The sequence below is a fragment of the Paramuribaculum intestinale genome (assembly GCF_030759015.1).
Lineage (GTDB): Bacteria > Bacteroidota > Bacteroidia > Bacteroidales > Muribaculaceae > Paramuribaculum > Paramuribaculum intestinale.
Genome location: NZ_CP098825.1, coordinates 428401 through 454555 on the forward strand (window position 1 = coordinate 428401; position 26155 = coordinate 454555).

Genomic DNA, 26155 nt, shown 5'->3' on the forward strand with positions numbered 1-26155 from the left:
GCATAAAAGACAGAAAGCATGACACTGAAGATCATATCGGCCGAGGACGTACTCTTCGAGGGTGAGGCGACTTTAGTCGCTCTTCCCGGAGTGATGGGGCAGTTCACTGTGCTCCAGAATCATGCTACGCTCATATCGGTTCTCACAGCCGGCAATATCGAGTATGTCACCGGCGGACAGCGCGAGTCGCTTCCCGTGGGTGGCGGACTGGTGTCGGTCGACAATAATGTTATATCCGTTTGTATCTATTGATCATGAAGAAGCTTTTGGCCATCATATTGTCTTCCGTATTCATCCTGTGGGCATTGCCATGCATGGCGGCTGAGGCTCATGGCGGTGAAGAGGAGGGCAAGGTTGACGCGAAGGAGATCATCTTCGAGCATCTTGGCGACAGGTATGGCTGGGAGGTGCCCTTCTGTCACGACAAGTCGATCCCTCTGCCCATCATATTGTGGGGGCACGACGGACTGCACTGCTTCATGTCGTCGAAGGTGGAGCATGGACGCACATATGTCGACGGCGACGCCACTTTCCGGGTGGCTGGAGCCGACAGCGAGCACAAGGGGAAGATCGTGGAGATTATCGATGGCAAGGAATATAGGCCGTGGGACATATCCATTACCAAAAATGTGCTGGGACTGTTTATCGCCGTGGTGCTGGTGATATGGAGCATTCTTGACGTGGCCCGATGGCACAAGCGCAATGGATACAAGGCTCCTCGGAAGTTTACAGGCGCTATCGAGACTCTGATCACGTTTGTCTACGACGGTGTCATACGACCGACGCTCAAGGATCGGGCTATGAAGTTCGCACCATATCTGTTGACGGTGTTCTTCTTCATACTATATATGAATCTTCTGGGCCTGATCGTGGTGTTCCCCGGCGGCGCGAATCTGACAGGCAACATAGCCGTCACTCTGGTGCTTTCGGTGTTCACTTTCCTGCTGACAAATGTCATCGGTACGAAGCATTACTGGAAGGAGATTTTCTGGCCCGATGTTCCGCTCTGGCTGAAGTTTCCGCTGCCGATCATGCCGGTCATAGAGATATTCGGTGCGCTGACCAAGCCGGCAGCCTTGACAGTGCGACTGTTTGCCAATATGCTTGGCGGCCACATGATCATATTGGTGCTTACGCTGCTGATATTTATTTTCGCGGCAATGGGACCGGCAGTGGCCGGAGGCATGACAGTGATTTCGGTCGGCTTCTCGGTGTTCATGCTTCTGATTGACGTGCTGGTGAGCTTTATCCAGGCTTATGTGTTCACGATGTTGTCGACGATATTCATATCATTCGGTCAGGAGCGCGGACACGACGAAGGCCACGATGACGGCGGCCATCATCACGACAAACCGGTGGCTGGGTCCGACGGACATCATGCCGCTACAGTGTGATTTCAATGCAAGAAACAATATAAAAACAACCATAAAAACGTAAGATTATGTTAGCAATGATTTTAGCAGCAATCGAAGGCATTCTCGGCATAGGAGCATGCGTCGGAGCAGGTATCGCCGTTATCGGCGCAGGTCTTGGCATCGGCAAAATCGGTGCATCGGCCATGGAAGCTATCGCACGCCAGCCGGAGTCGGCAGGCGACATCCGAAGCAACATGATTGTGATCGCGGCTCTTGTCGAGGGTGTGGCTCTCTTTGCTGTGATTGTTTGTATCCTCTCGCTGTTCCTTTAATCAACAATAGGCACAGATGGAACTGTTTAAGCCTGACTTTGGTCTGATATTCTGGATGTTCGTGGCCTTTGCCATCCTTTTCTTCGTTTTGTGGAAGTGGGGTTGGCCGGCGATCATGAAAGGTGTGGAGGGTCGCGCTGATCTCATCGACAAGGGAGTGGAGTATGCTCAGAACGCCAAGGAACAGCTCGACAACGCGCGTAAGCAGGCCGACAGTTACATTGCCGAAGCGCGTAAGCATCAGACAGAGATACTCCGCGAGGCTGATCGTATGAAGACTCAGATCATCGACGAAGCCCGCGAGGCCGCTCAGCAGGAGGCTCGCAAAGTGATGGAGCAGGCTCAGCTGTCGATACAGCAGGAGCGCAAGCAAGCCGAGCTGCAGTTTCGCAACGAGGTGAGCGCTCTGGCTGTCGACATAGCCACAAAGGTGGTGCGCGGCGAGATGGGCGACGAAAAGGCTCAAAGCCGTCTGGTGGACAGTCTGCTGGACGATATGGAAAAACAAAACTGAACTGACCGATGAACGAAGGACTCGTACCACGGCGATATGCCAAGGCTCTTTATGGGTTCGCCCTTGAGAAGGGCGTGCAGGAACGTGTCTACACGATGATGAAGAGTCTGGTGGCCTCGTTTGCCGCCAACGAAGGCCTTCAGCCGACCTTGGCCAATCCTTATGTGGGCGTAGCCGACAAGACCGGACTGCTCATGACGGCGGCTTCTGCCGAAAAGACTGATGCCGTCTATGCCGACTTCCTGAAGCTGTTGGCCGAGAATCGCAGGCTCGATATGGCACGCGATATAGCGCTGGCGTATATCGGGATCTACCGCAAGGCCAATGGCATCCATGAGGTGAGGGTCACAAGCGCATATCCGCTCAAGCCGGCCGAGTCGGCTCGTCTGAAGGCCTTGGTGGAGCGTCATCTCGGCAAGAACGCGGTGGTGGAGTTTTCCGAAGCGGTCAATCCTGAACTTATCGGCGGCTTCACGGTGGCCGTGGGCAACGAGCGGCTCGATGCTTCACTGAGCAACGAGTTCAAACAACTAAGACTCAACTTATCAAGCAAATAACAAACAATCCCGATGATAAATCCCAGCGAGATATCCGAAGTGCTCAGGCAGCAGCTTGAAAACGTCAACTCGAAGGTGTCGTTTGAAGAAACGGGCACGGTGCTCGATGTCGGCGATGGCGTGGCACACGTCTACGGACTCGACAACGTTTGCGCCAATGAACTCGTGGAGTTCGAAAATGGTGTGACGGGCGTGGCACTCAACCTCGAGGAGAGCAATGTAGGCGTGATTCTTCTCGACAACGTCAATAAGGTGACCGAAGGCATGTCGGTCAAGCGTACAGGCGAGATCGCCTCTATCCCCGTGGGCGAAGGTCTGCTGGGACGTGTCATCAATGTGCTCGGCGAGCCTATCGACGGCAAAGGACCTGTCGACGGCGAGCTTATACGGCTGCCGCTTGAGCGCAAGGCACCGGGAGTGGTCTACCGCCAGCCGGTGAAGCAGCCGCTGCAGACCGGTATCAAGGCCATAGACTCGATGGTGCCTATAGGCCGTGGACAGCGTGAGCTGATCATCGGTGACCGTCAGATCGGCAAGACTGCTATCGCTATAGACACCATAATCAACCAACGCAAGGGATTTGAGTCGGGCAAACCGGTTTACTGCATCTATGTTGCCATCGGCCAGAAGGCATCGTCGGTGGCCGCCACTGTCGAAACTCTCCGTCAGCATGGTGCTCTTGACTACACTGTGGTAGTGGCGGCTACGGCGTCGGACTCGGCTTCGATGCGCTACTATGCTCCGTTTGCCGGAGTGGCTATCGGCGAGTTTTTCCGTGACACCGGCCGCGATGCTCTCATCGTTTACGATGACCTGTCGAAGCAGGCTGTCGCCTATCGTGAGATTTCGCTAATATTGAAGCGTCCTTCGGGTCGTGAGGCTTATCCGGGCGATATCTTCTATCTGCATTCGCGTCTGTTGGAGCGTGCGGCCAAGATTATCGACAATCAGGAGGTGGCATCGCACATGAACGACCTGCCCGAACCGCTCAAGCCGCTGGTGAAGGGTGGCGGATCGCTCACCGCACTTCCTATTATAGAAACTCAGGCCGGTGACGTGTCGGCATATATTCCGACCAATGTGATCTCGATCACCGACGGTCAGATATTCCTTGAAACCGCGTTGTTCAACCGTGGTATACGCCCGGCCATCAACGTCGGTATATCGGTGAGCCGCGTCGGCGGATCGGCGCAGATCAAGTCGATGAAGAAAGTGGCAGGCACGCTGAAGATCGACCAGGCACAGTTCCGTGAGCTTGAATCGTTCACCAAGTTTGGCGGTGATATAGATCCCGTGACCGCACGTGTCATCGACAAGGGACGCAAGAACGAGCGCCTGCTGATACAGCCCCAGTATAAACCTATGATCGTTGAAGATGAGGTGGCGATCATCTACTGCGGCACCCGCGGTCTGCTGGAGAATGTGCCGGTGGATAAGGTCAGCGAGTTTGAAAAGAGTCTGCTTCAGCTTCTCCATTCGGCTCATCAGGCTGATGTCATGGATCAGTTGCGCGAAGGCAAGCTGACCGAAGAGATGGAACAGAAACTCAATGCCGCCGCCGTTCAGGTAGCTGCATCGTATTGAACTACGGAAAGCATCGAAAAAGCAAATGGCAACACTACGCGAACTAAAGACACGCATCGGCTCGGTGGCTTCGTCGGAGAAGATCACCGGCGCCATGAAGATGATCTCATCGGCCAAGATGCATAAAGCCGAGATGAGCCTCCGCAGGCTTCAGCCTTTCCGCCGTCAGGTGGAGAGCATCATCGGCACACTGCTTACGGCCGACGCCGAGTTCAGCTCCCCGCTGCTCGAAGAGAGACCGGTGGCTAAAGTCACGATAGTGGTGTTTGGATCCGACGACGGCCTTTGCGGTGCTTACAACAACAATATCTTCAAGGCGCTTCTCGAACATATCGGACATCTGCGCGAGTCCTTTGGCCGCGATACAGCGATAGAGCTTTATCCGATAGGTAAAAAAATGCTGAAGGCCTGTGAGAAGCTTCATCACTCCGACGGCATTACGGTGACGACGGTGGAGGGCGTGGACTCGAAGACCTCCGGCGACGGAGTGCGCGACTTTGCCGACAGCCTTTGCCGTCAGTTCGCCGAGGGAGAAACCGATCGTGTCGACTGTCTTTATATGGGCTTTCACAGCGTCAGCCGTCAGCGCACGAGCGCCGAACAGCTGCTTCCGGTGGTGGCCTCGACTCTTTCGGACAACGGTGTCGTGGCCGATGTGCGCCCCTGCATATTCGAGCCTGACGCACAGACGATTTTCGAGAGTGTGCTGCCGATGTTCATCATGTCGGTGATGCACGATGTGTTTACCGAAAACCGTGCTTCGGAGCAGGCTGCCAGAGTTATGGCCATGCAGAGCGCCAACGACAATGCCAAGAAGCTGCTCGAACAGTTGCAGCTTGAGTACAACAAGCTTCGCCAGCAGAGCATCACCACCGAGCTGCTCGACATACTCGGCGGTCAGGTAAGATAGAGAAAATACAACCGATTTATCACCAAGCAATAAAAAAGTAAAACATATCAACAATAAACTATGGGTAGTGTAAAAGATTATTTTTCGTCGCTGGGGGCCGGCATCGCCAGCCTTGTGAAGGGCATGACGGTCACCGGCAAGGAGTTCGTCACCCCCAAGCTGACGGAGAAATATCCTGAAAACCGCGACACCGTCCACGTTCCCGATCGCTTCCGCGCGATTCTGGAGCTTAAGTACGATGCCGAGGGACGCCACAAGTGCATAGCTTGCGGCATTTGCGAACGCAACTGTCCGAACGGCACCATCTCTCTTAGCACAAAGATGGTGGATACGGCCGACGGAAAGAAGAAGCGTAAGCTCGACAAGTATATGTATGATCTGGGCAGCTGCACGTTCTGTCAGCTGTGTGTCAGCTCGTGTCCGCAGGATGCAATCGAATTCTGCAATGATTTCGAGCAGGCTGTGTTTACAAGAGAGAAGCTTGTCAAGCAGCTCAACTATCTTCCTGAGAAAGAGGAACCGGCTCCTTCGCCTGAGGAACTTGCACGTATCCAGGCCGAACGTGAGGCCAAGATAGCAGCCGCCAAGGCCGCTGCCGCTGCCAAAAAGGCAGCCGCAGCAGCAGCCGAGGGCATCGAGGCTGCCGAGAAGGCGCAGGGTGAGAAGCCTGTGACCGAAGAGCCTGCAAAACCTGTTGACAAACAATAATTATTAGATATGGAATCACTTGGAGGTATAATCATGTACTGGGTGATCGCTCTGGCGATCGTCATATTCTCGGTGCTGACTGTCACCACACGCAAAATCTTGCGTTCGGCCACATATCTTCTGTTCGTACTCTTCGCCACGGCTGCTCTTTACTTCAAGCTCGACTATGAGTTTCTGGGCGCCGTGCAGATCGCAGTCTACGCCGGAGGCATAGTGGTGTTGTTCGTGTTCTCTATTCTGCTGACTTCACATCCGGGCGACAACACAGCGCGTCTGGTGTCGAAGAAGCGCGTGCTTGGCCTTGTAGCGGGTATAGCCACTCTGGTAGTGGCCGGATGGGCTCTTCTGAGCCGCTGCGCCGAAATGGCATCCCGTCTGCCGATCATGGACAATCCGTCCATGCACCGTATCGGCGAAACTCTCATGGGCACCGGCAAGGGCGAATATCTGCTTCCGTTCGAGGCTGTCAGCGTCCTGCTTCTGGCATGTATAATCGGTGGCGTCACAGTCGCCCGCAAAAGATAAGCTGTTATGGAAATTACGATGATATATTATCTCATACCGTCGCTGCTGATGTTCTGCTGCGGCGTATATGGCTTCGTCACACGCAAAAACATGATAGCGATGCTGATATCGCTTGAGCTGATGCTCAACGCTGTCGATATCAACTTCGTGGTGTTCAACCGCTATCTTTTCCCGGGACAGATGGAGGGCATGTTCTTCACTCTCTTCGCCATCGCTATCGCGGCGGCCGAGACAGCGCTTGCCATTGCCATAATCATCAACGTGTTCCGCGCTGCGCGCAACGTCGATGTCGACGATCTCAACAAAATGAAACATTAACCCATTCCGCGTCATGGACATTACGATACCTATACTTATTCTGGCCATACCGCTCTTCATGTTCCTTCTGCTGGGACTGACCGGCATGAAAATGCCCCATTGGCTTGCCGGCACGCTCGGCACGGCAGGAATGGGCACCGTGCTGGTGTTGAGCTATATCACGGCATTGACTTATTTCTTTGGCGGCTCGCCGCAGTTCATAGCCGAAAACGGCGAACGTCTGCAGGCTGTCATATTCAACTGCACCTGGCTGCAGTTTACTCCCAGCCTGGTGATCAAACTCGGATTCCTCCTCGATCCCATCTCGGCGCTTATGCTGATAGTGATCCCCACGATCTCTTTCATGGTGCATCTCTACAGCATGGGCTACATGCGCGACCATCACGGAGTGTATGAGCACGGTTTCCAGCGTTTCTACGCTTTCCTGTCGCTCTTCAGCTTCTCTATGCTCGGCCTTGTGGTTGCGACCAATATCTTCCAGATGTATATCTTCTGGGAGCTCGTGGGCGCTTCGTCTTACCTGCTTATCGGCTTCTACTATAAAAAACCGTCGGCGGTGTCGGCTTCGAAGAAGGCATTCATCGTCACCCGTTTCGCCGACCTCGGCTTCCTGATCGGTATTCTGGTGCTGTCGTACTACACCGGCACCTTCGACTTCATGCAGCTCACTTCGGCTCCTGTCGGGGGAATGGAGGGCGTTTATCAGATCAGCGAGCAGACTGCGATGGGAGTCAAGAGCATTTTCACACAGAGCGCAGCCCCCGTGTTTATGGGTGCTTCGGTGCTCACATGGGCTCTCGTGCTGATATTCATGGGTGGCATGGGTAAGTCGGCGATGATGCCGCTCCATATCTGGCTGCCCGATGCTATGGAAGGCCCCACTCCTGTTTCGGCTCTTATCCATGCTGCAACGATGGTTGTGGCCGGTGTGTATCTCGTAGCGCGCCTCTACCCGCTCTATCTGATGGAAACCGCATCGCTCGACATCGTGGTGGTGGTAGGTGCCCTGACCGCTCTCTATGCGGCTTTGGTGGCATGCGCTCAGATCGATATCAAGCGCGTGCTTGCGTTCTCTACCATCTCGCAGATCGCCTTCATGATGGTGTCGCTGGGCGTTTCGCGTCCGGAGTTCCACGATGGCATCGGCTACATGGCCGGCATGTTCCATCTGTTCACACACGCCATGTTCAAGGCTCTGCTCTTCCTCTGCGCCGGTGCGATCATTCATGCTGTCGGCTCCAACGACTATACCGACATGCACGGTCTGCGCAAGTATATGCCCATAACCAATGTCTGCTTCCTTATCGGTTGCCTTGCCATTGCGGGTATCATTCCGTTCGCTGGTTTCTTCTCCAAGGATGAGATCCTTGTGGCTTGCTTCGGTCATTCGATATTCTGGTATATATGGATGTCGGCCGTGGCCGGTCTGACGGCGTTCTATATGTTCCGCATCTACTACCTGATCTTCTGGTGGAAGGAACATAGGGTGCACGAAGGCCATCACAAGCCTTCCGACCAGCCCTGGACGATGACTCTTCCGCTGGTGATTCTGGCCGTGGTGTCATGTCTGGCCGGTTTCGTTCCGATGGGCAATCTTGTTACATGGAACGGTGTGCCGATGTTTGAGCATGCCAATTTCCTCACCAATCTCGCTCACCTTGACTGGAGCGTGGCTCTCGTATCGCTCGCAGTAGCCATCGTCGCTATCGTGATCGCGACAGTGATGTATCGCAAGGAGAATCCTCTGCCCGACCGCATGGCCGACATGATGCCCCGTCTGTGGGACTGGTGTCACCACCGTTTCTACTGGGACGAACTGTATCAGTTTATAACCCACAAGATAATATTCGGCTGCATATCGCGTCCGATCGCATGGTTTGACCGCCATATCATCGACGGTGCAATGGACGGTCTGGCAATTGTCACCAACAAGGCTTCCTACGCCATCCGCGGCCTTCAGAGCGGCAAGATACAGATGTATGTGTGGATCTACCTTATAGGTGTGCTTTTGCTGGCAGCCGTAACGGCTTTCTGCCTCATGTAATATCAATCACGGTGCAATAAGAAAAAGAAAAAGTAATTATGTTTTCCAATCCTCTGATCTATTTCGTGGTGATTCCGCTGGTGATGCTGGCCGGACTCGCCATCTGCCGGAGCATAGGGCAGATACGCGCCGTGGCCGTAACCGGATCACTTGCGCTCACAGCCCTTTCGATATGGCTTTTGGTAGACTATCTGGGACTTCGTGCGGCAGGCGCCGACGCCCCGATGCTTTATTGCGACTCATGGAGTTGGTTTGAACCGCTCAACATCCATCTTGCTGTTGGTGTCGACGGCATTTCGATAGCCATGCTCATCCTTTCGTCGATAATCCTTCTGACCGGCAGCTTCGCCTCATGGAAGGTGGAACCCAACACCAAGGACTTCTTCCTGTGGCTGATACTTCTGTCGACAGGTGTGTTCGGATTCTTCATCTCGATCGATCTATTCACGATGTTCATGTTTTATGAGGTGGCTCTGATCCCGATGTATCTTCTCATCGGTGTGTGGGGCAGCGGCAACAAGAACTATTCGGCCATGAAGCTTACCCTGATGCTTATGGGCGGTTCGGCGTTCCTGATGCTCGGCCTTATCGGCATCTTCTATCACTCGGCTCCCGAGGGCATGCCTCTTACGTGGAATCTGCTTGAGATCCGCGCCAACGAGAGCATCTCCGAAGGCTGGCAGTATTTCCTCTTCCCGATGACGTTTGTGGGATTCGGCGTGCTTGGCGCCATGTTCCCCTTCCATACATGGAGTCCCGACGGTCATGCTTCGGCTCCGACGGCTGTGTCGATGCTCCATGCGGGCGTGCTGATGAAACTCGGCGGCTACGGATGCTTCCGTGTGGCGATCTACCTGATGCCTCAGGCTGCCAACGATCTGGCATGGATATTCCTGGTGCTGACCGGCATTTCGGTTGTCTACGGAGCCTTCTCGGCTTGCGTGCAGACCGACCTTAAATATATCAACGCCTATTCGTCGGTGAGCCACTGCGGACTGGTGCTGTTCGCTATCCTGATGCTCAACACCACCGCAATGACCGGTGCCATCATGCAGATGCTCTCCCACGGTCTGATGACAGCGCTCTTCTTCGCTCTGATAGGTATGATATACGGACGCACACATACCCGTGACATACGCCTGATGGGCGGACTGATGAAGATAATGCCGTTCCTGGCAGTGTGCTACGTCATAGCCGGTTTCGCTTCGCTCGGTCTGCCGGGTCTTAGCGGTTTCGTGGCCGAGATGACCATCTTCGTGGGTTCGTTCGAGCACGCCGATATGTTCCACCGTGTGTTCACCATCGTAGCTTGCTGCTCGATCGTGATAACCGCCGTGTATATCCTCCGCGTGGTAGGCAAGCTGCTCTTCGGCCCCGTGCAGGACGAGCATCATCTGCAGCTCACCGACGCCACATGGTGGGAGCGTGTGTCGACAGTCACACTCATTATCAGCGTAGCGGCCATAGGCTGTTTCCCCAACTTCTTCGCTGACCTTATCAAGTTTACATTCAGCCCGTCGATCTTCGCCGTAATCGGCCAGTAATTTTGCATAGATAGAAAATGGACTATTCACAGTTTCTCATAATGAAGCAGGAAATCGGCCTTCTCGCCGTATTTCTGATCGTCTTCCTCGCCGACACCTTCCTGCCGCGCCGCGAGCAGGGTTCGATCGGCGTAATCAGCTGCATATTCTTCGCCGCTTTCACGGTGCTCGGCTTTGTCCCCGGTGTCGCAGGTGAAGGAGTGGCCTTCTCCGGCATGTATGAGGCTACATGGCCTGTGATCAATATCAAGAACATCCTCAATGTGGGTGTGCTCATAGTCATGATACAGGCTCTCCGCTGGGCCGACCAGGATATGGTGAGAATCCGTCGCGGCGAGTTCTACGAGCTGCTGCTGGTGACTCTGCTCGGCATGTATTTCATGATTTCGGCCCGTCACTTCCTGATGTTCGTGATCGGTCTGGAAACAGCTTCGCTGCCTCTGGCCGCAATGGTGGCTTTCGACAAGCACCGCTACGAATCGCGTGAGGCGGCCGTCAAGTATATACTGACAGCCGTGTTCTCCTCGGCCATCTTCATGATGGGCATATCCTACGTCTACGCTCTCTCGGGCTCGCTCTACTTCTCCGATATCGCTATCGCTGTATGGTCGGAGTCGCATAGCGCTCTGCTCGTTTGCGCTCTGGCTTTCGTGATCGCCGGTATCGGTTTCAAGCTTTCGCTTGTGCCGTTCCACCTCTGGACTGCCGACGTATATCAGGGCGCTCCCACTCCGGTCACCTCATATCTGTCGGTGATCTCCAAGGGCGCCGCTGCGTTCGCTTTCCTCGCAGTGCTGTGGCAGGCGTTCGGCACAGTATATCCCCAGGCGTGGGAATGGATGCTCTATGCTCTGATCATTCTCACCATCACTGTGGGCAACCTGTTTGCGATGCGGCAGAAAAACATGAAGCGTTTCCTCGCTTTCTCGTCAATATCGCAGGCCGGATATATCATGCTCGGCATTATCGCCTTCAATCCCATGGGACTGGCGGCTCTGATGTTCTACGTGCTGGTGTACATCTTCTCCAATCTCGCTGCTTTCGGTGTGATCGGAGCTATAGAGAATGCTTCGGGCAAGGTATGGATGGACGACTACAGGGGTCTTTACCGCACCAATCCGCGTCTGGCCTTCACAATGATGCTGGCCATGTTCTCTCTGGCCGGTATCCCTCCGTTCGCAGGCTTCTTCTCGAAGTTCTTCATCTTCACCGGTGCGATAGCCCAGGGAACGGTAGCTATCTACGTTCTGGTGCTGATAGCGCTTATCAACACCATCATTTCGCTCTACTACTATCTGCTGGTGGTAAAGGCGATGTTCATCTCGCAGGACGATTGCGTGATAGCTCCCTTCCGCAGTGCCTGCAGCGAGCGTTTCGCTCTGTGGGTATGTGTGGCGGGCATCGTGTTCCTCGGTATTGTCAGCTTCGTCTACAATACTCTCCTTGAAGGTACGATCATGAGTTTCTGATGCGTCCCTGACTGACGTTTCAACCCCTATTATATGTCTGCTCCCCGGATAGCGACCGCTATCCGGGGAGCAGTGTATTGTAGTGGAGCAAGCGATGTATCGCTGACGGCCCCGCTTCAGCGTGAGGGCAGCCGGAGCGATCGGGTGAAGCCCTCGGGCACTTCTTCCGGGAAGTGGGTGACGAATACAATGGCGGCTCCGCTTCGTGCGGCTATAGTGTCAATGATGCGTCGCACGGTGTTTTTCTGCGTTGCGTCAAGACCGTGAAACGGCTCGTCGAGCAGCATAAGCGGTGCCTCTTTGATAAATGTGCGGGCGAGCAGCGCGAGCCGCTGTTGGCCTGTGGATAACGTAGAAAATGTGCGGTCGGACAGATGTGTCATGCCGAGAGCGTCGATCCATTGGCCGGCGGTCTCGATCTGTTCGTCTGAAAGACGTGTATAGCAGCCTACGGTGTCGTTGAGGCCGCGTGCCACGACATCGCGCACCGTAGCGCTTCCTCCGCCGAAATAAAGCTGCATCTCCGGGGAGATGTACCCGATGCGGCGCTTCACTTCCCAGATACTCTCGCCGGTGCCGCGCCGGCGGCCGAAAATGCTGATGTCGTTGGAGTAGGCTTGCGGACCGTCGGCACAGATAAGACTCAGAAGTGTCGATTTGCCCGAACCGTTCGGTCCTGAAAGAACCCAGCGTTCGCCGGGCATGATCCGCCAGTCGACTGATTCCAGCAGTGTGCGTGATCCATATCTGACTGTGCAGGCGTGCATCTCTACGACCGGAACATTAGCATTGACCGTCGGCGGTATGATCCGTTGCGGGGCGTATGCCTCCGCCGTCGGTTCAAACAGGTGTGAGGCCGCGCGTCGGAGTTCAGACGCCGTTCCTGTCACGAGGGCGCCGACAGTCATATTCTCAAGAGGAAGCATAGCTGTGGCATAGTCGGGTATGTCGGCCGGATCGCATACAAGCAGCATCACCGACACTCCTTGTGAGGCGAGATGCCGGAGCGCACCGTCAAGCTCGGCCTTCGAATGGGTGTCGAGCCCGATATAGGGATTGTCGAGTATCAGCAGGTCGGGCAGTTGTCCGCAAAGTGCACGGCAGATGAGCAATTTACGCGTTTCGCCACTCGACAGGTAGTTGATGCGTTTGTCTGACATAGCGGTCATGTCAAAAGGCATGGTTGCCATCCCGGTGCTGTCGAGGCGAGGCAGCAGATCGCTGACCGTCGGCACTTCATCGTTCATCGATGATTCGAAGCGCTGTTGCATGTAAGTGACCTTGCCCTCCGACAGCGAATGTATGTCGTTAAATTCCAGTCGTGTTACTTTCATATCGGTGGCGGAAGTGCGCACGCGGTTGGTGGCGAGGTTTCGCCCCCGCTCTATTATGCGTCCGAGCGTAGATTTGCCGGCGCCGTTGCGGCCGATCACTACTGTAGTCCCAAAGGGGATGGCAGTAGTCGTAGGATTGGATAGCGATACTCCTATCCATTGCAGGCGCGGGCTTTCGAGGGTGATTATCGGGTTCATGTGCGCAAAGCTGCGAAAAAAATCTCATACATCCAAGTCTGTCCGGCATTTATAGCTATTGGAGAGCCAACGGGCATCCTATGGAGCGGATAAAAACGTTGAGTGATTCTTTGATTACGGGAAATCTCAGCACAAAACTTTAGACAATATGTATCCGGTGCCGATAGCTGATATCGGCAAAAAAGAGACTGAGCATAGATGAGAAAAGGCGATATGCCGCCGGCGTGACCTCATGGGGTCGTGGCCGGCGGCACATCGTTCTTCAGTCTGTCGTGTGCGTGTGTACGTGAGTGTGGTTTCACTCCTGACGCTGTTCCCTGATCTGGCTTCGCGTGGAGTAGTTGCTGTCGATCAGTTTGGCGAACGCACGCAGGTATTTTCTAATGCCCGATATCATTTCCTGACTCTCCTGCAGGAGGTTGAGGTAGACGTAGAGCACCGCCATTGTCTTCGGGTCATCGCGGTGTATGCGTCCCTGCAGGCGATGGTATGTGGCCGATAGCGTGTCCTTGATCTCGTCGCAGTGGCGTCGCAGGGTTGCCACGGTGTCGATATCGCCGCTTTGTGTCAGCGCCAGTGTGTCGTTGAAGAGTGTTTCGATGCGCGTCCGTATTACTGCGAAGTCGGCGGCATACTGCACGGGCAGCGGCAGAAAGTTGTTTTCAACATGTTCTTTGCACACCTCGTTGATGCGGTGGAGATTGTAGAGTATCGACATGCAGCAGTTGTTGCTGGTGTAGAACCATGCGCTCTTTTCAAGCGCCATCGACTGCGATAGCTTGCGCAGACAGAGAGTTTCTTTGCGTCGTGCGTTCTTGAGTTTCTTTTTGCCGTCGGCGAGGGTTCGTTCGGCTTTGTAAAGGGGCTTGACGTCGTCGTTGACAAATGCATGAGTGATGCCTGTGTATGTGTCCCTTGCATAGGCGATGAACTGTTCCTGATTGCCGGTGATATACATCAGAAGCATAGGCCATATCTGTGTCTGGTCGGAGGTGGATATGATGGTGCGGAACAGTGTGTCGCCACCCTCGGCCGATTCTTTTTGCGCGCGTTTGAAACGCAGATTGCTGCGGATGATTATGGCTACCGTCAGCAGGGCGAGAATAATCATCACCGTGATGCCTCCCAGATGCATTGCCAGCACGAGTATTCCGGCGCCGAGGAACGCTGCTCCGGCGGTGATAAACCATCCGCCGATGACGGAAATGACTCCTGTGATGCGGAACACCGCGCTCTCGCGACCCCATGCGCGGTCGGCAAGCGACGATCCCATGGCCACCATGAAGGTGACGAATGTGGTGGACAGCGGGAGTTTCATCGATGTGCCCAGTGCGATGAGCGCCCCGGCGAGAACGAGATTGACCGATCCTCTGACAAGGTCGAATGCCGCGCCTTGATCCATTATGGTTTCGTCAATGTTGAAGCGTCGGTTGATCCAGCGGCGTACCGAAGGCGGAGTGGCGTTTCTCGCCCAGTTGACCAGATGTATGGCCCAGCGCACAAACCGGCGTCCGATGCGCGACGATCCGAACATCTCATCGCCTGCCTCCTGTGATCCCAGTCCGATTTCGGTCTGAGAGACTTTTCGTGCCTTTCGCGATGTGGCCAGAGATACGACCATGATCACTCCGGCTCCGATCAGAAACCACACGGATGTGTCCGACGGGCCGTTGAGTGCCCCCATGAGATATGTGTGTGGATCGCCATTGCCATTGGCGGCATAGTCGGTGAAGGCTGAAAGACCCGACAGCGGCACTCCGATAAAGTTGACGAGGTCGTTGCCTGCAAATGCCATGGCGAGAGCGAAAGTGCCCATCATGACGATTACTTTCAACACATTGACACGCAGCGCGTGGAGCAATTGCATGAGGAGTGTGAATCCGGCCAGACAGCAAAGTATTATGACCATCGTGTGGCCGTTTATCCAGACTTTGAGTTCGGGCGTCATGAATGCGAGATCCTTGGTGCCCTTGATTAGCAGGAAATAGACTATGGCAGTGGCGCATATTCCGCCGAATATGCCGATTTTCCATTTAAGATGGCTGCGGTAGTTGAAGGAGAATACCAGACGGGCTATGAACTGCACTATAGTGCCGAAGAAAAACGCTATCGCTACGGATAGGAATATGCCGAGTATGACGGATAGTGCTTTTTCGGTGTTGAGCAGATCGTTGAAGCCCAGATCGGGAGTATCTGTGGCCATCTTGATGAGCGACACGACGAATGTGGCTCCCAGCAGCTCGAATACCATCGACACGGTAGTGGATGTAGGCATTCCGAGCGAATTGAATATATCAAGCAATATGACGTCGGTCACTATCACGGCCATAAAAATACACATAAGATCGTAGAACGAGAAGTGTTCAGGCCTGAAGATGCCGTGACGTGCTATGTCCATCATGCCGTTGCTCATGGCTGCTCCGAGAAAAACTCCGATAGAGGCTACGATGATGATGCGTTTGAATGGGGCAGCCTTCGACCCCATCGCAGAGTTGAGAAAGTTGACCGCGTCGTTGCTGACACCTACCGACAGATCAAACACTGCCAGCAGAAACAGGAATACCACGACGCATAGAAAAAGTAATTCCATGTAGTACGTTTATTTAGTTCTTCTGCAAAGTAAAACACAGAATGTTTCATAAATGTTGCACATTGCTTAAATTTGCTTTTAATGTGCAAAAAGCCGTCAAAACGCGGGTAAATATCAGCGAATGAGTGGAAGGGTGACAGTGAACAGCATTCCGCCTTCGGAGCGCAGGGTGGCACTTACAGAGCCGCCGTGCCATGCTGTGGCGTTTTTGACTATGGCAAGTCCCAGGCCGGTGCCTCCGGCTCTCCGCGAGCGACCCTTGTCGATGCGGTAGAAACGCTCAAAAATGTGCGGCAGATGTTGCGGATCTATTCCGCAGCCGTTGTCGGCCACGTTGATTTCAATGTATCTGCCGCCGACAAACTGACTGATTTCAATGGTGGATCCGCCGGAATACTCTATGGCGTTTGAGAGCAGGTTGCCGATCACGGATTCCATAAGCGAGCGGTTGCCTGGAATCGGATCGCTGAACGTTACCATGTTGACAATACTGATGTTCTTGGCCTCTGCCTGCATGATGTGCCGCTCTATGGTTTCCGCTATGATGTGTGCGATGTTGATCTCTTCAACCGCTATCTGCGTGCTGCCGTCGTCGAGCCTGGTTATGGCCGCCACATCGTCAAGCAGGCGGCCGAGCCTCTGGTTGGCTTTTTCGCATCGGGTCAGTATTTCAGTGCGTTTCGATGATTCCATGTCGGGGTGTGCCAAAAGGGTGTCAAGACACAGCTGCATGGATGCCACCGGTGTTTTCAGTTCATGATTTATGTTATTGGTGAGGCGTCGTTTCATCTCGTCCTTCTCCTGCTGCTGGCGTATGACGGTCTGATGCTCGCGGTCGCGCTGAGCCACGGCCTGCTGCATTCTGGAGTAGAGTCTGACAATGTGGCCGGAAATTTCGCCAAGCTCATCGTGAGGCAGCGGTCCGGTATCGTGGATCCGTTCTCCGCGTTCGGCTTGCTCGGCAAACCGGTTGAGCCGGCTTACGTGTTCGCCGACTCTTCTTGTGGCCAGGTATCCCAGCATACACATCGAAACCATGATGACGAGCAGTGTCCACATGAAACCGTAGTCGGCCGATAGGAGCTGGTGGAGGGTCACGTCGTAAGGCACGGCAGTGCGCACGACATACAGTCCGTCGGCAGTGGCCGAATAGAAGTAGGTCTGTCCCGTGCTGTCGCTGTGGCGTCGGAGCGAATAGCCCTTGCCGGTGCGCAGCGCCTCGGCAATTTCCTCTCGGTCGAGGTGTGGCGTGCCTGGGAGTGTGTCGACAGTGTTGTCGTATATGACGTCACCTGAATGGTCTATCACACTCAGCCGTAGTTCCGGAATGGAACGAAGCAGCGGTGTGTGCAGTGAATCAACCGGTACACCGTAGGCAAGTTTTTCCAGTATCATGGCATTCAGATCCTGAAGACGCGAGTCAAGTTCCTGCACCTTGAACTGCCGTTCACGATGGTATTGAAACACAGCGAAACAAACCGCCATAAGCAGTGAGTAGGCCACCAGCCCGATAAACAGACGCCGGTGATAGGATATTTTTATAACCCTTTTCATAGCGGTTATATCATGGATTTCTGTTGAAAATAAAACGTTGTGATGCGATGAATATTTTTTTGTGAAGAAATTTTTATGAAAATTGTTGCTTGTGAGAAAAAGAGTTTGTAACTTTGCAGCCGCTAACGTAAAGGAAGCACTGATGTCCGGGGTGTAGCACAGTTGGTTAGCGCGCCACGTTCGGGACGTGGAGGTCGGAAGTTCGAGTCTTCTCACCCCGACATAAGAGATAAGCTTGGAAGCGTAAAGTCTTCCGAGCTTATTTTATTTTATACAGGTCACTCCTGATCCGGTCCGTTCAGGATATGGCGATAACGCACCAAAGCATAGATTCATGGCCGTTAATATTGTTAAACCGGGGCGGGGATATAGTCGAATGTTGGAGGGAAATTTGTAATTTTGCATACTATGCACAAGCAGACATCAGACGAACAAAAACAGAATATAATAGCCCGGGGTGTGCGCGTCAACAATTTGAAAAATATTGACGTGGAGATCCCCCGCAACCGCATGACGGTGATAACCGGCCTTTCGGGATCGGGCAAATCGTCGCTGGCTTTCGATACGTTGTATGCCGAGGGGCAGCGCCGCTATGTGGAGTCACTGTCGGCCTATGCCCGTCAGTTTCTCGGACGGATGCAGAAGCCTGAAGCCGATTTCATCAAAGGTCTGCCTCCGGCCATAGCCATAGAGCAGAAAGTGAGCACCCGCAATCCGCGCAGCACCGTCGGCACTTCGACGGAGATATACGAATATCTGCGTCTGTTGTTCGGACGCATCGGCGTGACCCGTGATCCGGTGACCGGCGAAACGGTGAAGAAACATACGGTAGACGATGTTGTGAACGTGGCATGGAGTTGTCCTGCGGGCACACGTATGACAGTCAGTTCGCCGATCACATTGCCCGAAGGAAGGTCTATGGCCACACAGCTTGAGGTGCTTCTGAAGGGCGGATATTCGCGGCTATTGCATGACGGCGAGTTTCTTGATATTGCCGAAATGCTAGCCTCGCCTGAAACGATTCCTGTTTCGGCCGAAGGGTTTGAATTGCTTGTCGACCGTCTGTCGGTCAGTGACGACAGCGACGAGAAGAGCCGTCTGGCCGACTCGGCTGAAACCGCATTTTTCGAGGGGCATGGCAGTCTGGTGCTGACGTTGTATGATGCTGACGTGCCGCGACGGCTGGAGTTTTCAAAACGTTTCGAATCGAGCCGCAGGCAGTTTGTCGAGCCGAACGACCTGATGTTTAATTTCAACAATCCCTACGGCGCATGTCCGCGTTGCGAGGGCTTCGGCCGTGTGATAGGCATAAGTGAGGATCTGGTGGTGCCCGACCGTAACCTGTCGGTCTATGACGACGCCGTGGCATGCTGGAAGGGCGAGAAGATGGGCCAGTGGAAACAGATGGCCATCGCAGCCTCCGGTGCTGCATCATTCCCGGTTCATAAGCCTTATTGTCAGCTGACCGAGCAGGAACGCTCATGGCTGTGGCATGGCGGTGCAGGAGGATTTGAGGGGATCGACGGTTTCTTCCGCATGGTGGAGGAAAATCTCTACAAGATACAGTATCGTGTGCTTCAGGCCCGCTATCGTGGCAAGACGGAGTGTCCGGAATGTCACGGGTCCCGGTTGCGCTCCGATGCGTCCTATGTCAGTGTCGCCGGCAAGACAATCACCGAAATGGTGAAGATGCCGGTCGATGCGCTTCACTCCTTTTTCGAGAATATAGATCTGCCTGCGGCTGACCGTGAGATAGCCCGCAGGCTGCTGACGGAGATCACTGTCAGACTGCGGTTTCTGTCGGACGTCGGTCTGGGATATCTCACACTCGACCGTCTGTCGGCGACCCTGTCGGGCGGCGAGAGCCAGCGCATCAATCTGGCCACGCAGCTTGGCAGCAGTCTTGTCGGGTCGTTGTATATACTTGACGAGCCGAGTATCGGACTTCACTCGCGCGACACCGACCGGCTTATCAGCGTGCTCAAGCGTTTGCGCGACATTGGCAATACCGTAGTGATAGTGGAGCACGACGAAGAGATAATACGCGAGGCCGACCATCTGATCGACGTCGGGCCGGAAGCCGGACGCAATGGCGGACGCATCGTGAACGAGGGCTCGCCGGCGTCTTTGCCCGATGTCGAGGGCAGTTATACGGCCGCCTATCTCAACGGCCGGATGTCGATACCGGTGCCGGCGCACCGACGCCCGTGGCGCGATTTTATAGAGGTAAAGGGCGCCAGAGAACACAATCTGAAGAATATCGATGTGAAATTTCCGCTCGGAGTCGTCACTGTAGTGACCGGAGTGAGCGGAAGCGGCAAGTCGACTCTGGTGCGCGATGTGCTTTATCGAGCGCTTGCACGGCGTTTCGATATAGCTGTGGATGCTCCTGGAGCATTCGATTCGCTCGGAGGCGATCTGCACAGGGTGGAGGCCGTGGAATTTGTCGACCAGAATCCGATAGGACGGTCGACACGCAGCAATCCGGCTACTTATCTCAAGGCCTACGATGAGATACGCCGTCTGTTTGCCGACCAGCAGGGGGCGAAGCAGATGGGCTTCGGTCCGGGATATTTCTCGTTCAATGCCGAGGGCGGACGCTGCGAGGAGTGCAAGGGCGAGGGCACGATCACTATCGAGATGCAGTTTATGGCTGACATTACAGTGGAGTGTGAGGAGTGTCATGGCAAACGTTTCAAGCGCGATGTGCTTGATATCACCTATCGCGGCAAGTCGATCTACGATGTGCTTGAAATGACGGTCGACGAGGCTATAGAGTTCTTCGGTGGCGCTGACGGGCTGACCGAAAAGAAGATTGTTAAGCGCCTGAGGCCGCTGGCCGATGTGGGGCTCGGATACATACGTCTGGGGCAGAGTTCGTCGACTCTGTCGGGTGGCGAAAACCAGCGTGTCAAGCTGGCATATTATCTTTCGATGGAGAAACCGCGCCCAACGGTATTCATATTCGACGAGCCTACCACCGGACTGCATTTCCACGATATAAATACGCTGATGGATTCGTTCTCGCGCCTTATAAAGGCCGGGCATACGGTGATCATCATTGAGCACAATATGGATGTCATCAAGACCGCCGATCATTTGATCGACATAGGTCCGGAGGGGGGTGATGCCGGCGGCAGGGTGGTGGTCAGCGGCACGCCCGAAGAGGTGGCTGCATGCGAGGCTTCATATACAGGGCGTTACCTGAAAGCTAAACTGCAACCGTAAGTATTAATCCCATGCAGACAGGCCGTAATCTGACACTGAAGATATTGTTGCCGCTTGCCATAGGCATAGCGGTGGTAGTATGGCTGTTCGGCCGCGAATTCAGCCTGTCGGATCTCGCTCGGGTGCCATGGAGCGGGCGGACGGTCTGGGCGCTGTCTCTGGCACTTCTTGCCGTGGCCGGACGTGAATTTGGTCTTGCGTGGCGATTCAGGGTGCTGACCGACGGCCGTCTGTCGGCTATGGCGGCGTTGAGAGTCACCATGATGTGTGAGTTTACGTCGGCCATCACACCCACCACAGCCGGTGGAAGCGCCATGAGCGTGTGGTTCATGCACCGTGAGGGTATCAGCGGAGGTCGGGCCGGCTCGGTGATGCTGGTCACTTTGTTGCTCGACGAGGGTTTTATGGCTTTGGCCGGTCCGCTCGTTTTTGTTTTGCTGGGGTCTGATGCTCTTTTTGGGTTTAGTGACGGCAGTGGAGCGGCGGTGGATCAGGGGATACGTGCCGCTTTCTGGGCGGTATGGGGAGTGACTGTGGTATGGACTGCGTTGCTGTTTGTGGCAATAATTCTGAAGCCGGCGGCAATGAGCGCGGTCATCAGGCGTCTGTTTTCCTGCCGTTGGCTTCGCCGTTGGCAGAAAAAGATGGATGGCGTGGCGGCCGATCTGTCGGAGGCAAGCCGCCGGTTACGCGGCATGGGATGGCGATGGTGGACGAAGGCGGCCGTAGCCACAGCGTTGAGCTGGATCTCACGCTTCCTCGTGGTCAACGCTCTGTTTGCTGCGTTTGTGCCCGAGGCTCCCCAGATGCTTGTCCTCGGCCGTCAGGCTATTGTGTGGCTGCTGCTGACGGTCAGCCCTACGCCGGGCGGCAGCGGCATCAGCGAATGGCTTTTCACCACATACTACGGCGATCTTGTCGGTGATCGATCAATGACGCTTGTCGTGGCAGTGATGTGGCGTATATTGACATATTATATTTACCTTGCGGCCGGTGCTGTGGTCATACCGGCGTGGTCGCGTAAGCGAAATTTGCAATGAAGGGTTTTATCACTATGCTGGCAGCTCTTATGCTTGCCCTTGCGGCCACGTGCGAGGCCGCCGTGAAGGTCTATCGGATTGATCTCGATGAAGAGATAGGCGCCACGACGTGGCAATTCACGAGAGCCGGACTGCAGGCGGCCCGCGAACGTGGCGCCGATCTGGTGCTTGTGCATCTCAATACTTACGGTGGCGAAGTGGGAGCAGCCGACTCCATACGCACGGCGCTTCTCCACTGCGGCATTCCTACAATGGCGTTTGTCGACAACAATGCGGCTTCGGCGGGAGCGCTGATAGCGCTTGCCTGCGATACGGTCATCATGCGTCCTGACGCCACGATGGGTGCGGCTACGGTGGTTAACGGCACCGACGGACAGGCTATGCCCGACAAATATCAGTCATATATGCGCGGCATAATGCGGGCTACGGCCGAGAGTCATGGCAAGGTGCTCGACGCAGACGGCCGATGGCGTTGGCGCCGCGATCCGGTGATCGCTGAGGCGATGGTGGATCCGAGGGTGGAGGTCGACGGTCTGATCGACGATACGAGAGTGCTCACATTCACTCCCGACGAGGCGGTCAGGTGGGGATATGCCGACGGTAAGGCCGACAATGTGGCTGAGGCTCTTGCTCATATAGGGGTGGAGTCGTTCGAGATACAGCGCTATCAGCCTACATGGGTCGATAGGCTGACTGGGTTTTTCGGCAGTCCCGGAGTGCAGGCGATCCTTATCATGATCATTGTCGGCGGCATATATTTCGAACTCCAGACTCCCGGCATGGGATTTCCGTCGATGGCCGCTCTCGGCGCGGCGGTGTTGTATTTCCTGCCGCTCTATATATCGGGAGTGGTTTCGAGCTGGATTGTCGTGGTGTTTGTCGTAGGCCTGCTGCTGATGTTGCTTGAGCTTTTCGTTATACCCGGTTTCGGTATCGCCGGCATAGCCGGAGGTGTGATGATGTCGGCCTCGCTGTTTTTCGGGCTTTTCGAGAATTTCAGCTTCAGTCTTGGCGGTGTCAGCTCGATTGCGATGTGGTATTCGCTGGGAACCATGATGGCCGGTGTGGCGCTTGCCATCGGTGCGATATGGCTGCTGACGTCGCGCTACGGCACCCGGCTGATGGGCGGACGCAATATGCTTGTCAAGGAGCAGCTTGTGGCCGATGGATATATTGGGGTTGATATGCGTCCGTCACGATATGTGGGGATGGACGCTGTGGCTCTGACCGATATGCGACCTTCTGGCAAGGTGATGGTTGATGGCGAGAGGCTCGATGCGGTTTCCGATGACGGATTTATCGACAGTGGCACTGCCGTCAGGATAGTGCGCTACGAGAACGCGCAGCTATATGTGGAGCATGCGCGGGTGTGTATTGTCGATGAGTGACGGCTCAGCGGCGGTCACACACCGAACTGTTCACCCTCCATCACGGCAAGCTCCCACAGGCTCATGGCATTTTCCTGCTCTTTTTTCAGAGAGGCGTGCTGACGGATGAGCTCTTCGGTGCTTTCGCCTGCGGCGAAGCGCGACTCGATGTCGGCTATACGCTGTTCGACGTCGGCCACAGCCGCCTCGGCCTCCGATATCTTCTTTCTGGCCTTGCGTGCGAGCTTTTCCATCTCTTTCATTTCCTGATAGCTTTTGCGCTGTGGAGCGGTCTGCTTGTCGGCGGAGCTGTCGGGAGCGGTAGCCGGCTGTGTGGGCTTTTGCGATTGCCGGTGCTTTTCAGCAGCGGCAGCGACCGATGAGGCCGATGGTGATTTCGACAGCTCAAGTTCCTGCAGACGGCTGATTTTTTTCTTTTCAAGGAATTCGTATATGCCGCCGAGGCATTCCCTTACCTTTCCGCCGCCAAACTCGTAGACCTTCTCGACGAGGCCGTCGAGAAATTCACGGTCGTGCGAAACCACTATCACTGTGCCGTCAAACTGCTGAATGGCCTGTTTGAGCACATCCTTGGTCTGCATGTCGAGGTGGTTGGTAGGCTCGTCGAGTATAAGCAGATTGACCGGTTCGAGCAGGAGGCGTATCATGGCCAGGCGTGTCTTTTCGCCACCGCTCAACACCTTGACCTTTTTGTCGGATGCTTCTCCGCCAAACATGAACGCACCGAGTATGTCGCGTATCTTTGTGCGAATGTCGCCGGTGGCCACACGGTCGATAGTGTCAAACACGGTCAGTTCGCCGTCGAGCAGCTGCGCCTGGTTCTGCGCGAAATATCCTATCTTGACGTTGTGGCCGATCTTCAGCGATCCGTCAAAAGGGATCTCACCCATAATGCATTTCACGAGGGTGGACTTGCCTTCGCCGTTCTTGCCTACGAATGCCACTTTGTCGCCGCGTTTCAGTGTGAAGCTTGCTCCGGAAAACACTTTATGGTTTCCGTAGGATTTGCCGACATTGTCGGCTGTCACCGGGTAGTCGCCCGATCGCGGAGCGGGTGGAAATTTCAGATTGAGACGCGATGTGTCGACTTCGTCCACCTCGATGCGCTCTATTTTGGCCAGTTGCTTGATGCGACTCTGCACCTGCACGCTCTTTGTGGCCTTGTAGCGGAAGCGTTCGATGAATTCTTCGGTGTCCTGTATCTGTTTCTGTTGGTTCTGATAAGCGCGCATCTGCTGCTCCATGCGCTCGCGGCGAAGCTCTACGAAGTGCGAGTAGCTGACAGCATAGTCGTAGATGTGTCCGAGCGATATCTCAATGGTGCGGTTGGTGACATTGTCGATAAACGCGCGGTCGTGGCTGACAAGCACCACAGCCTTGGCCTTGGTGACCATAAACTGTTCAAGCCACTGTATCGATTCTATATCAAGGTGGTTGGTCGGCTCGTCGAGCAGCAGCACGTCGGGGCGGCGCAGCAGCAGTTTCGCCAGTTCGATACGCATACGCCATCCGCCGCTGAATTCCGAAGTGGGGCGGCAGAAGTCGCTCCGGTCAAATCCGAGTCCGGTCAGTGTCTTTTCCATCTCGGCTTCCATGTTTTCGCTCTCCTCCATGGCTATGCGTTCGGAGAGCGAGGTCATGTCATCGATCAGACGGTGGTATTCGGCTGACTCGTAGTCCGTGCGCGATGCGAGCTGTTGGTTGAGATCGTCGAGCTTCCGGTGCAGATCGTCAATGGCGGCGAAGGCTTTCCTGACCTCTTCTACAACGGTCAGAGAGTCGGAAATCTCCATCTGCTGCGGAAGATAACCGATGGTGACATCCTGAGCTACCGCAACGGTGCCCGATGTAGGGCGTTGCAGTCCGGCTATGATTTTAAGCATGGTTGATTTGCCGGCTCCGTTTTTGCCGACAAGGGCTATACGGTCGCGGCGGTTTATGACATAGCTTATGTTGTCGAGCAGCGTCTTTGCGCTGAATTCTACGCTGAGGTTCTGTATGGAAATCATGTCTTGGATCGGTGGCGATGGTTGGGTAGGGTGTGAAATAAATGAAGCCGGTCTTCGTGAAGAAGGCCGGCTTCTGAAGGGGTGAGTAGTGAATCCGGGAATCGAACCCGGGTCTCCACCGTGAGAGGGTGGCGTGCTAGGCCACTACACTAAATCACCATTTTGTTGTCAGTCTCTCTCGATTGACACTGCAAAATTACAACCCCTTTTTGAATTGTGCAAATTTTTCGGACGTTTTTTTTGAAAAAAATGCGTTGTCTTGCGATGGGGATTTGTAATCTCCTTTATAGTAGGGTTATATCGCCGAAGAATTCCGGCCGGTGAAAATCGGGCTGTGGGGTGGTGATAGGCGCCCAGCTCAGATAGTGGGGTTCGGAGGTGGCGTCGGCGCACTTGTAGAAGTTGGCGCGCATATCGACAGGGTTGCCCGGCTCGTAGCTGACTCCGATAAGCGACAGCGGTATAGCGGCGAGAAGATTCCATGAGAAGATTCCCTGCAGTTCCTCGAAGGGGCGTGTGCCGCAGCTTGCCAGACGTCTTACGCTGTCAAGTTGCTCGTCGGTGAGTTTCTCGCCAGAATGGCGATCCATGCGGCGGGCTGCGTGGATAGTGCCGATGCAGTTAAACTCAAAGTTGTAGTAGGGGGCTTCTCCGTGGGGAGCCACGAAGAACTCTACGCACGAATCCTGATATACGTCGGAGTTGTTCTTGTAGTTGACCGCGCGCAGATAGTTGCACCGTGTGAAGAAGTCGATGTAGATCTGTGTGTCGGAGTGTGCGATGGTGAAGGCTGTCAGCGGTCGGTAGGGATACTGTTCTTTCCAGTTGAGATGGTCGATGGTCTGGTGCTCGCCTTTCTCGTCGAGATATTTCACTGCCTGATCGAGAGTCATGGAGTCGAGTTCCGGCAGATAGGGAATGTCGAGATGTTGTCGTTGGTTCTGCATATATGGT

Annotated in this window: 21 protein-coding genes and 2 tRNA genes; 17 read left to right on the plus strand and 6 right to left on the minus strand. The window is 54.7% G+C overall.

Annotated elements, in window-relative coordinates:
* Positions 1-18: 18 nt before the first annotated feature.
* Genes NF347_RS01765 through NF347_RS01825 form a run of 13 tightly spaced genes read left to right on the plus strand, consistent with a single transcriptional unit; the run spans position 19 to position 11860 of the window.
* On the plus strand, positions 19-252 hold the full coding sequence (locus NF347_RS01765; RefSeq protein ID WP_107036185.1) for a F0F1 ATP synthase subunit epsilon: 234 nt from the start codon (positions 19-21) through the stop codon (positions 250-252).
* 2 nt (positions 253-254) lie between these two features.
* Entirely contained in the window at positions 255-1394 is a 1140-nt protein-coding gene (atpB, locus tag NF347_RS01770; protein WP_107036184.1) for a F0F1 ATP synthase subunit A, read from the plus strand.
* A 47-nt stretch (positions 1395-1441) separates the two neighbouring features.
* Positions 1442-1687, plus strand: coding sequence for an ATP synthase F0 subunit C (gene atpE / locus NF347_RS01775; protein ID WP_107036183.1), 246 nt, complete (start codon positions 1442-1444; stop codon positions 1685-1687).
* A gap of 16 nt (positions 1688-1703) precedes the next feature.
* On the plus strand, positions 1704-2201 hold the full coding sequence (gene atpF, locus NF347_RS01780; protein WP_107681316.1) for a F0F1 ATP synthase subunit B: 498 nt from the start codon (positions 1704-1706) through the stop codon (positions 2199-2201).
* Positions 2202-2209: 8 nt separating this feature from the next.
* Entirely contained in the window at positions 2210-2758 is a 549-nt protein-coding gene (gene atpH, locus NF347_RS01785) for an ATP synthase F1 subunit delta (RefSeq protein ID WP_107681315.1), read from the plus strand.
* A 12-nt stretch (positions 2759-2770) separates the two neighbouring features.
* Positions 2771-4342, plus strand: a complete 1572-nt coding sequence (gene atpA / locus NF347_RS01790; protein ID WP_107036180.1) for a F0F1 ATP synthase subunit alpha — start codon at positions 2771-2773, stop codon at positions 4340-4342.
* A 25-nt stretch (positions 4343-4367) separates the two neighbouring features.
* Complete coding sequence (gene atpG, locus NF347_RS01795) at positions 4368-5252, plus strand: ATP synthase F1 subunit gamma (RefSeq protein ID WP_107036179.1); 885 nt, start codon at positions 4368-4370, stop codon at positions 5250-5252.
* Between the two features lie 60 nt (positions 5253-5312).
* Entirely contained in the window at positions 5313-5960 is a 648-nt protein-coding gene (locus tag NF347_RS01800; RefSeq protein WP_107036178.1) for a 4Fe-4S binding protein, read from the plus strand.
* A gap of 9 nt (positions 5961-5969) precedes the next feature.
* Positions 5970-6485, plus strand: a complete 516-nt coding sequence (locus NF347_RS01805) for an NADH-quinone oxidoreductase subunit J family protein (protein ID WP_107036177.1) — start codon at positions 5970-5972, stop codon at positions 6483-6485.
* A 6-nt stretch (positions 6486-6491) separates the two neighbouring features.
* Entirely contained in the window at positions 6492-6803 is a 312-nt protein-coding gene (gene nuoK, locus NF347_RS01810; RefSeq protein ID WP_107036176.1) for an NADH-quinone oxidoreductase subunit NuoK, read from the plus strand.
* 13 nt (positions 6804-6816) lie between these two features.
* The gene (nuoL, locus tag NF347_RS01815) at positions 6817-8847 is read left to right on the plus strand and encodes an NADH-quinone oxidoreductase subunit L (RefSeq protein WP_107681314.1); all 2031 of its coding nucleotides are present in this window, start codon (positions 6817-6819) and stop codon (positions 8845-8847) included.
* 38 nt (positions 8848-8885) lie between these two features.
* Positions 8886-10391 carry a complex I subunit 4 family protein gene (locus NF347_RS01820; protein WP_107036174.1) on the plus strand — a complete coding sequence of 502 codons (1506 nt, stop codon included), beginning with the start codon at positions 8886-8888 and terminating at the stop codon, positions 10389-10391.
* 17 nt (positions 10392-10408) lie between these two features.
* Entirely contained in the window at positions 10409-11860 is a 1452-nt protein-coding gene (locus tag NF347_RS01825) for an NADH-quinone oxidoreductase subunit N (protein WP_107681313.1), read from the plus strand.
* Positions 11861-11976: 116 nt separating this feature from the next.
* Here the strand turns inward: NF347_RS01825 and NF347_RS01830 are convergent, their stop codons facing one another.
* The 3 genes from NF347_RS01830 to NF347_RS01840 form a co-directional block, all read right to left on the minus strand.
* Positions 11977-13392, minus strand: a complete 1416-nt coding sequence (locus tag NF347_RS01830; protein WP_107681312.1) for an ATP-binding cassette domain-containing protein — start codon at positions 13390-13392, stop codon at positions 11977-11979.
* Positions 13393-13690: 298 nt separating this feature from the next.
* Positions 13691-15982: an inorganic phosphate transporter gene (locus NF347_RS01835; protein WP_107036171.1), complete on the minus strand. Its 2292-nt coding sequence runs from the start codon at positions 15980-15982 to the stop codon at positions 13691-13693.
* A gap of 114 nt (positions 15983-16096) precedes the next feature.
* Positions 16097-17536: a sensor histidine kinase gene (locus tag NF347_RS01840; protein ID WP_107036170.1), complete on the minus strand. Its 1440-nt coding sequence runs from the start codon at positions 17534-17536 to the stop codon at positions 16097-16099.
* A gap of 147 nt (positions 17537-17683) precedes the next feature.
* Between NF347_RS01840 and NF347_RS01845 the strand changes: the two genes are divergently transcribed.
* The 4 genes from NF347_RS01845 to NF347_RS01860 all read left to right on the plus strand — a co-directional run bounded on the left by NF347_RS01845 (position 17684) and on the right by NF347_RS01860 (position 23192).
* Positions 17684-17757: transfer RNA gene (locus NF347_RS01845), tRNA-Pro, on the plus strand.
* Positions 17758-17944: 187 nt separating this feature from the next.
* Positions 17945-20764, plus strand: a complete 2820-nt coding sequence (gene uvrA / locus NF347_RS01850; RefSeq protein WP_107681311.1) for an excinuclease ABC subunit UvrA — start codon at positions 17945-17947, stop codon at positions 20762-20764.
* Positions 20765-20775: 11 nt separating this feature from the next.
* Positions 20776-21804, plus strand: coding sequence for a lysylphosphatidylglycerol synthase transmembrane domain-containing protein (locus NF347_RS01855; protein WP_107681310.1), 1029 nt, complete (start codon positions 20776-20778; stop codon positions 21802-21804).
* A gap of 14 nt (positions 21805-21818) precedes the next feature.
* Positions 21819-23192 carry an NfeD family protein gene (locus NF347_RS01860; RefSeq protein ID WP_161953412.1) on the plus strand — a complete coding sequence of 458 codons (1374 nt, stop codon included), beginning with the start codon at positions 21819-21821 and terminating at the stop codon, positions 23190-23192.
* A gap of 14 nt (positions 23193-23206) precedes the next feature.
* Here the strand turns inward: NF347_RS01860 and NF347_RS01865 are convergent, their stop codons facing one another.
* The 3 genes from NF347_RS01865 to NF347_RS01875 all read right to left on the minus strand — a co-directional run bounded on the left by NF347_RS01865 (position 23207) and on the right by NF347_RS01875 (position 26148).
* The gene (locus tag NF347_RS01865; protein ID WP_107036166.1) at positions 23207-25201 is read right to left on the minus strand and encodes an ABC-F family ATP-binding cassette domain-containing protein; all 1995 of its coding nucleotides are present in this window, start codon (positions 25199-25201) and stop codon (positions 23207-23209) included.
* 86 nt (positions 25202-25287) lie between these two features.
* Positions 25288-25360, minus strand: a tRNA-Glu gene (locus NF347_RS01870).
* Between the two features lie 125 nt (positions 25361-25485).
* Positions 25486-26148: a carbohydrate-binding family 9-like protein gene (locus NF347_RS01875; protein ID WP_107036165.1), complete on the minus strand. Its 663-nt coding sequence runs from the start codon at positions 26146-26148 to the stop codon at positions 25486-25488.
* Positions 26149-26155 lie beyond the last annotated feature (7 nt).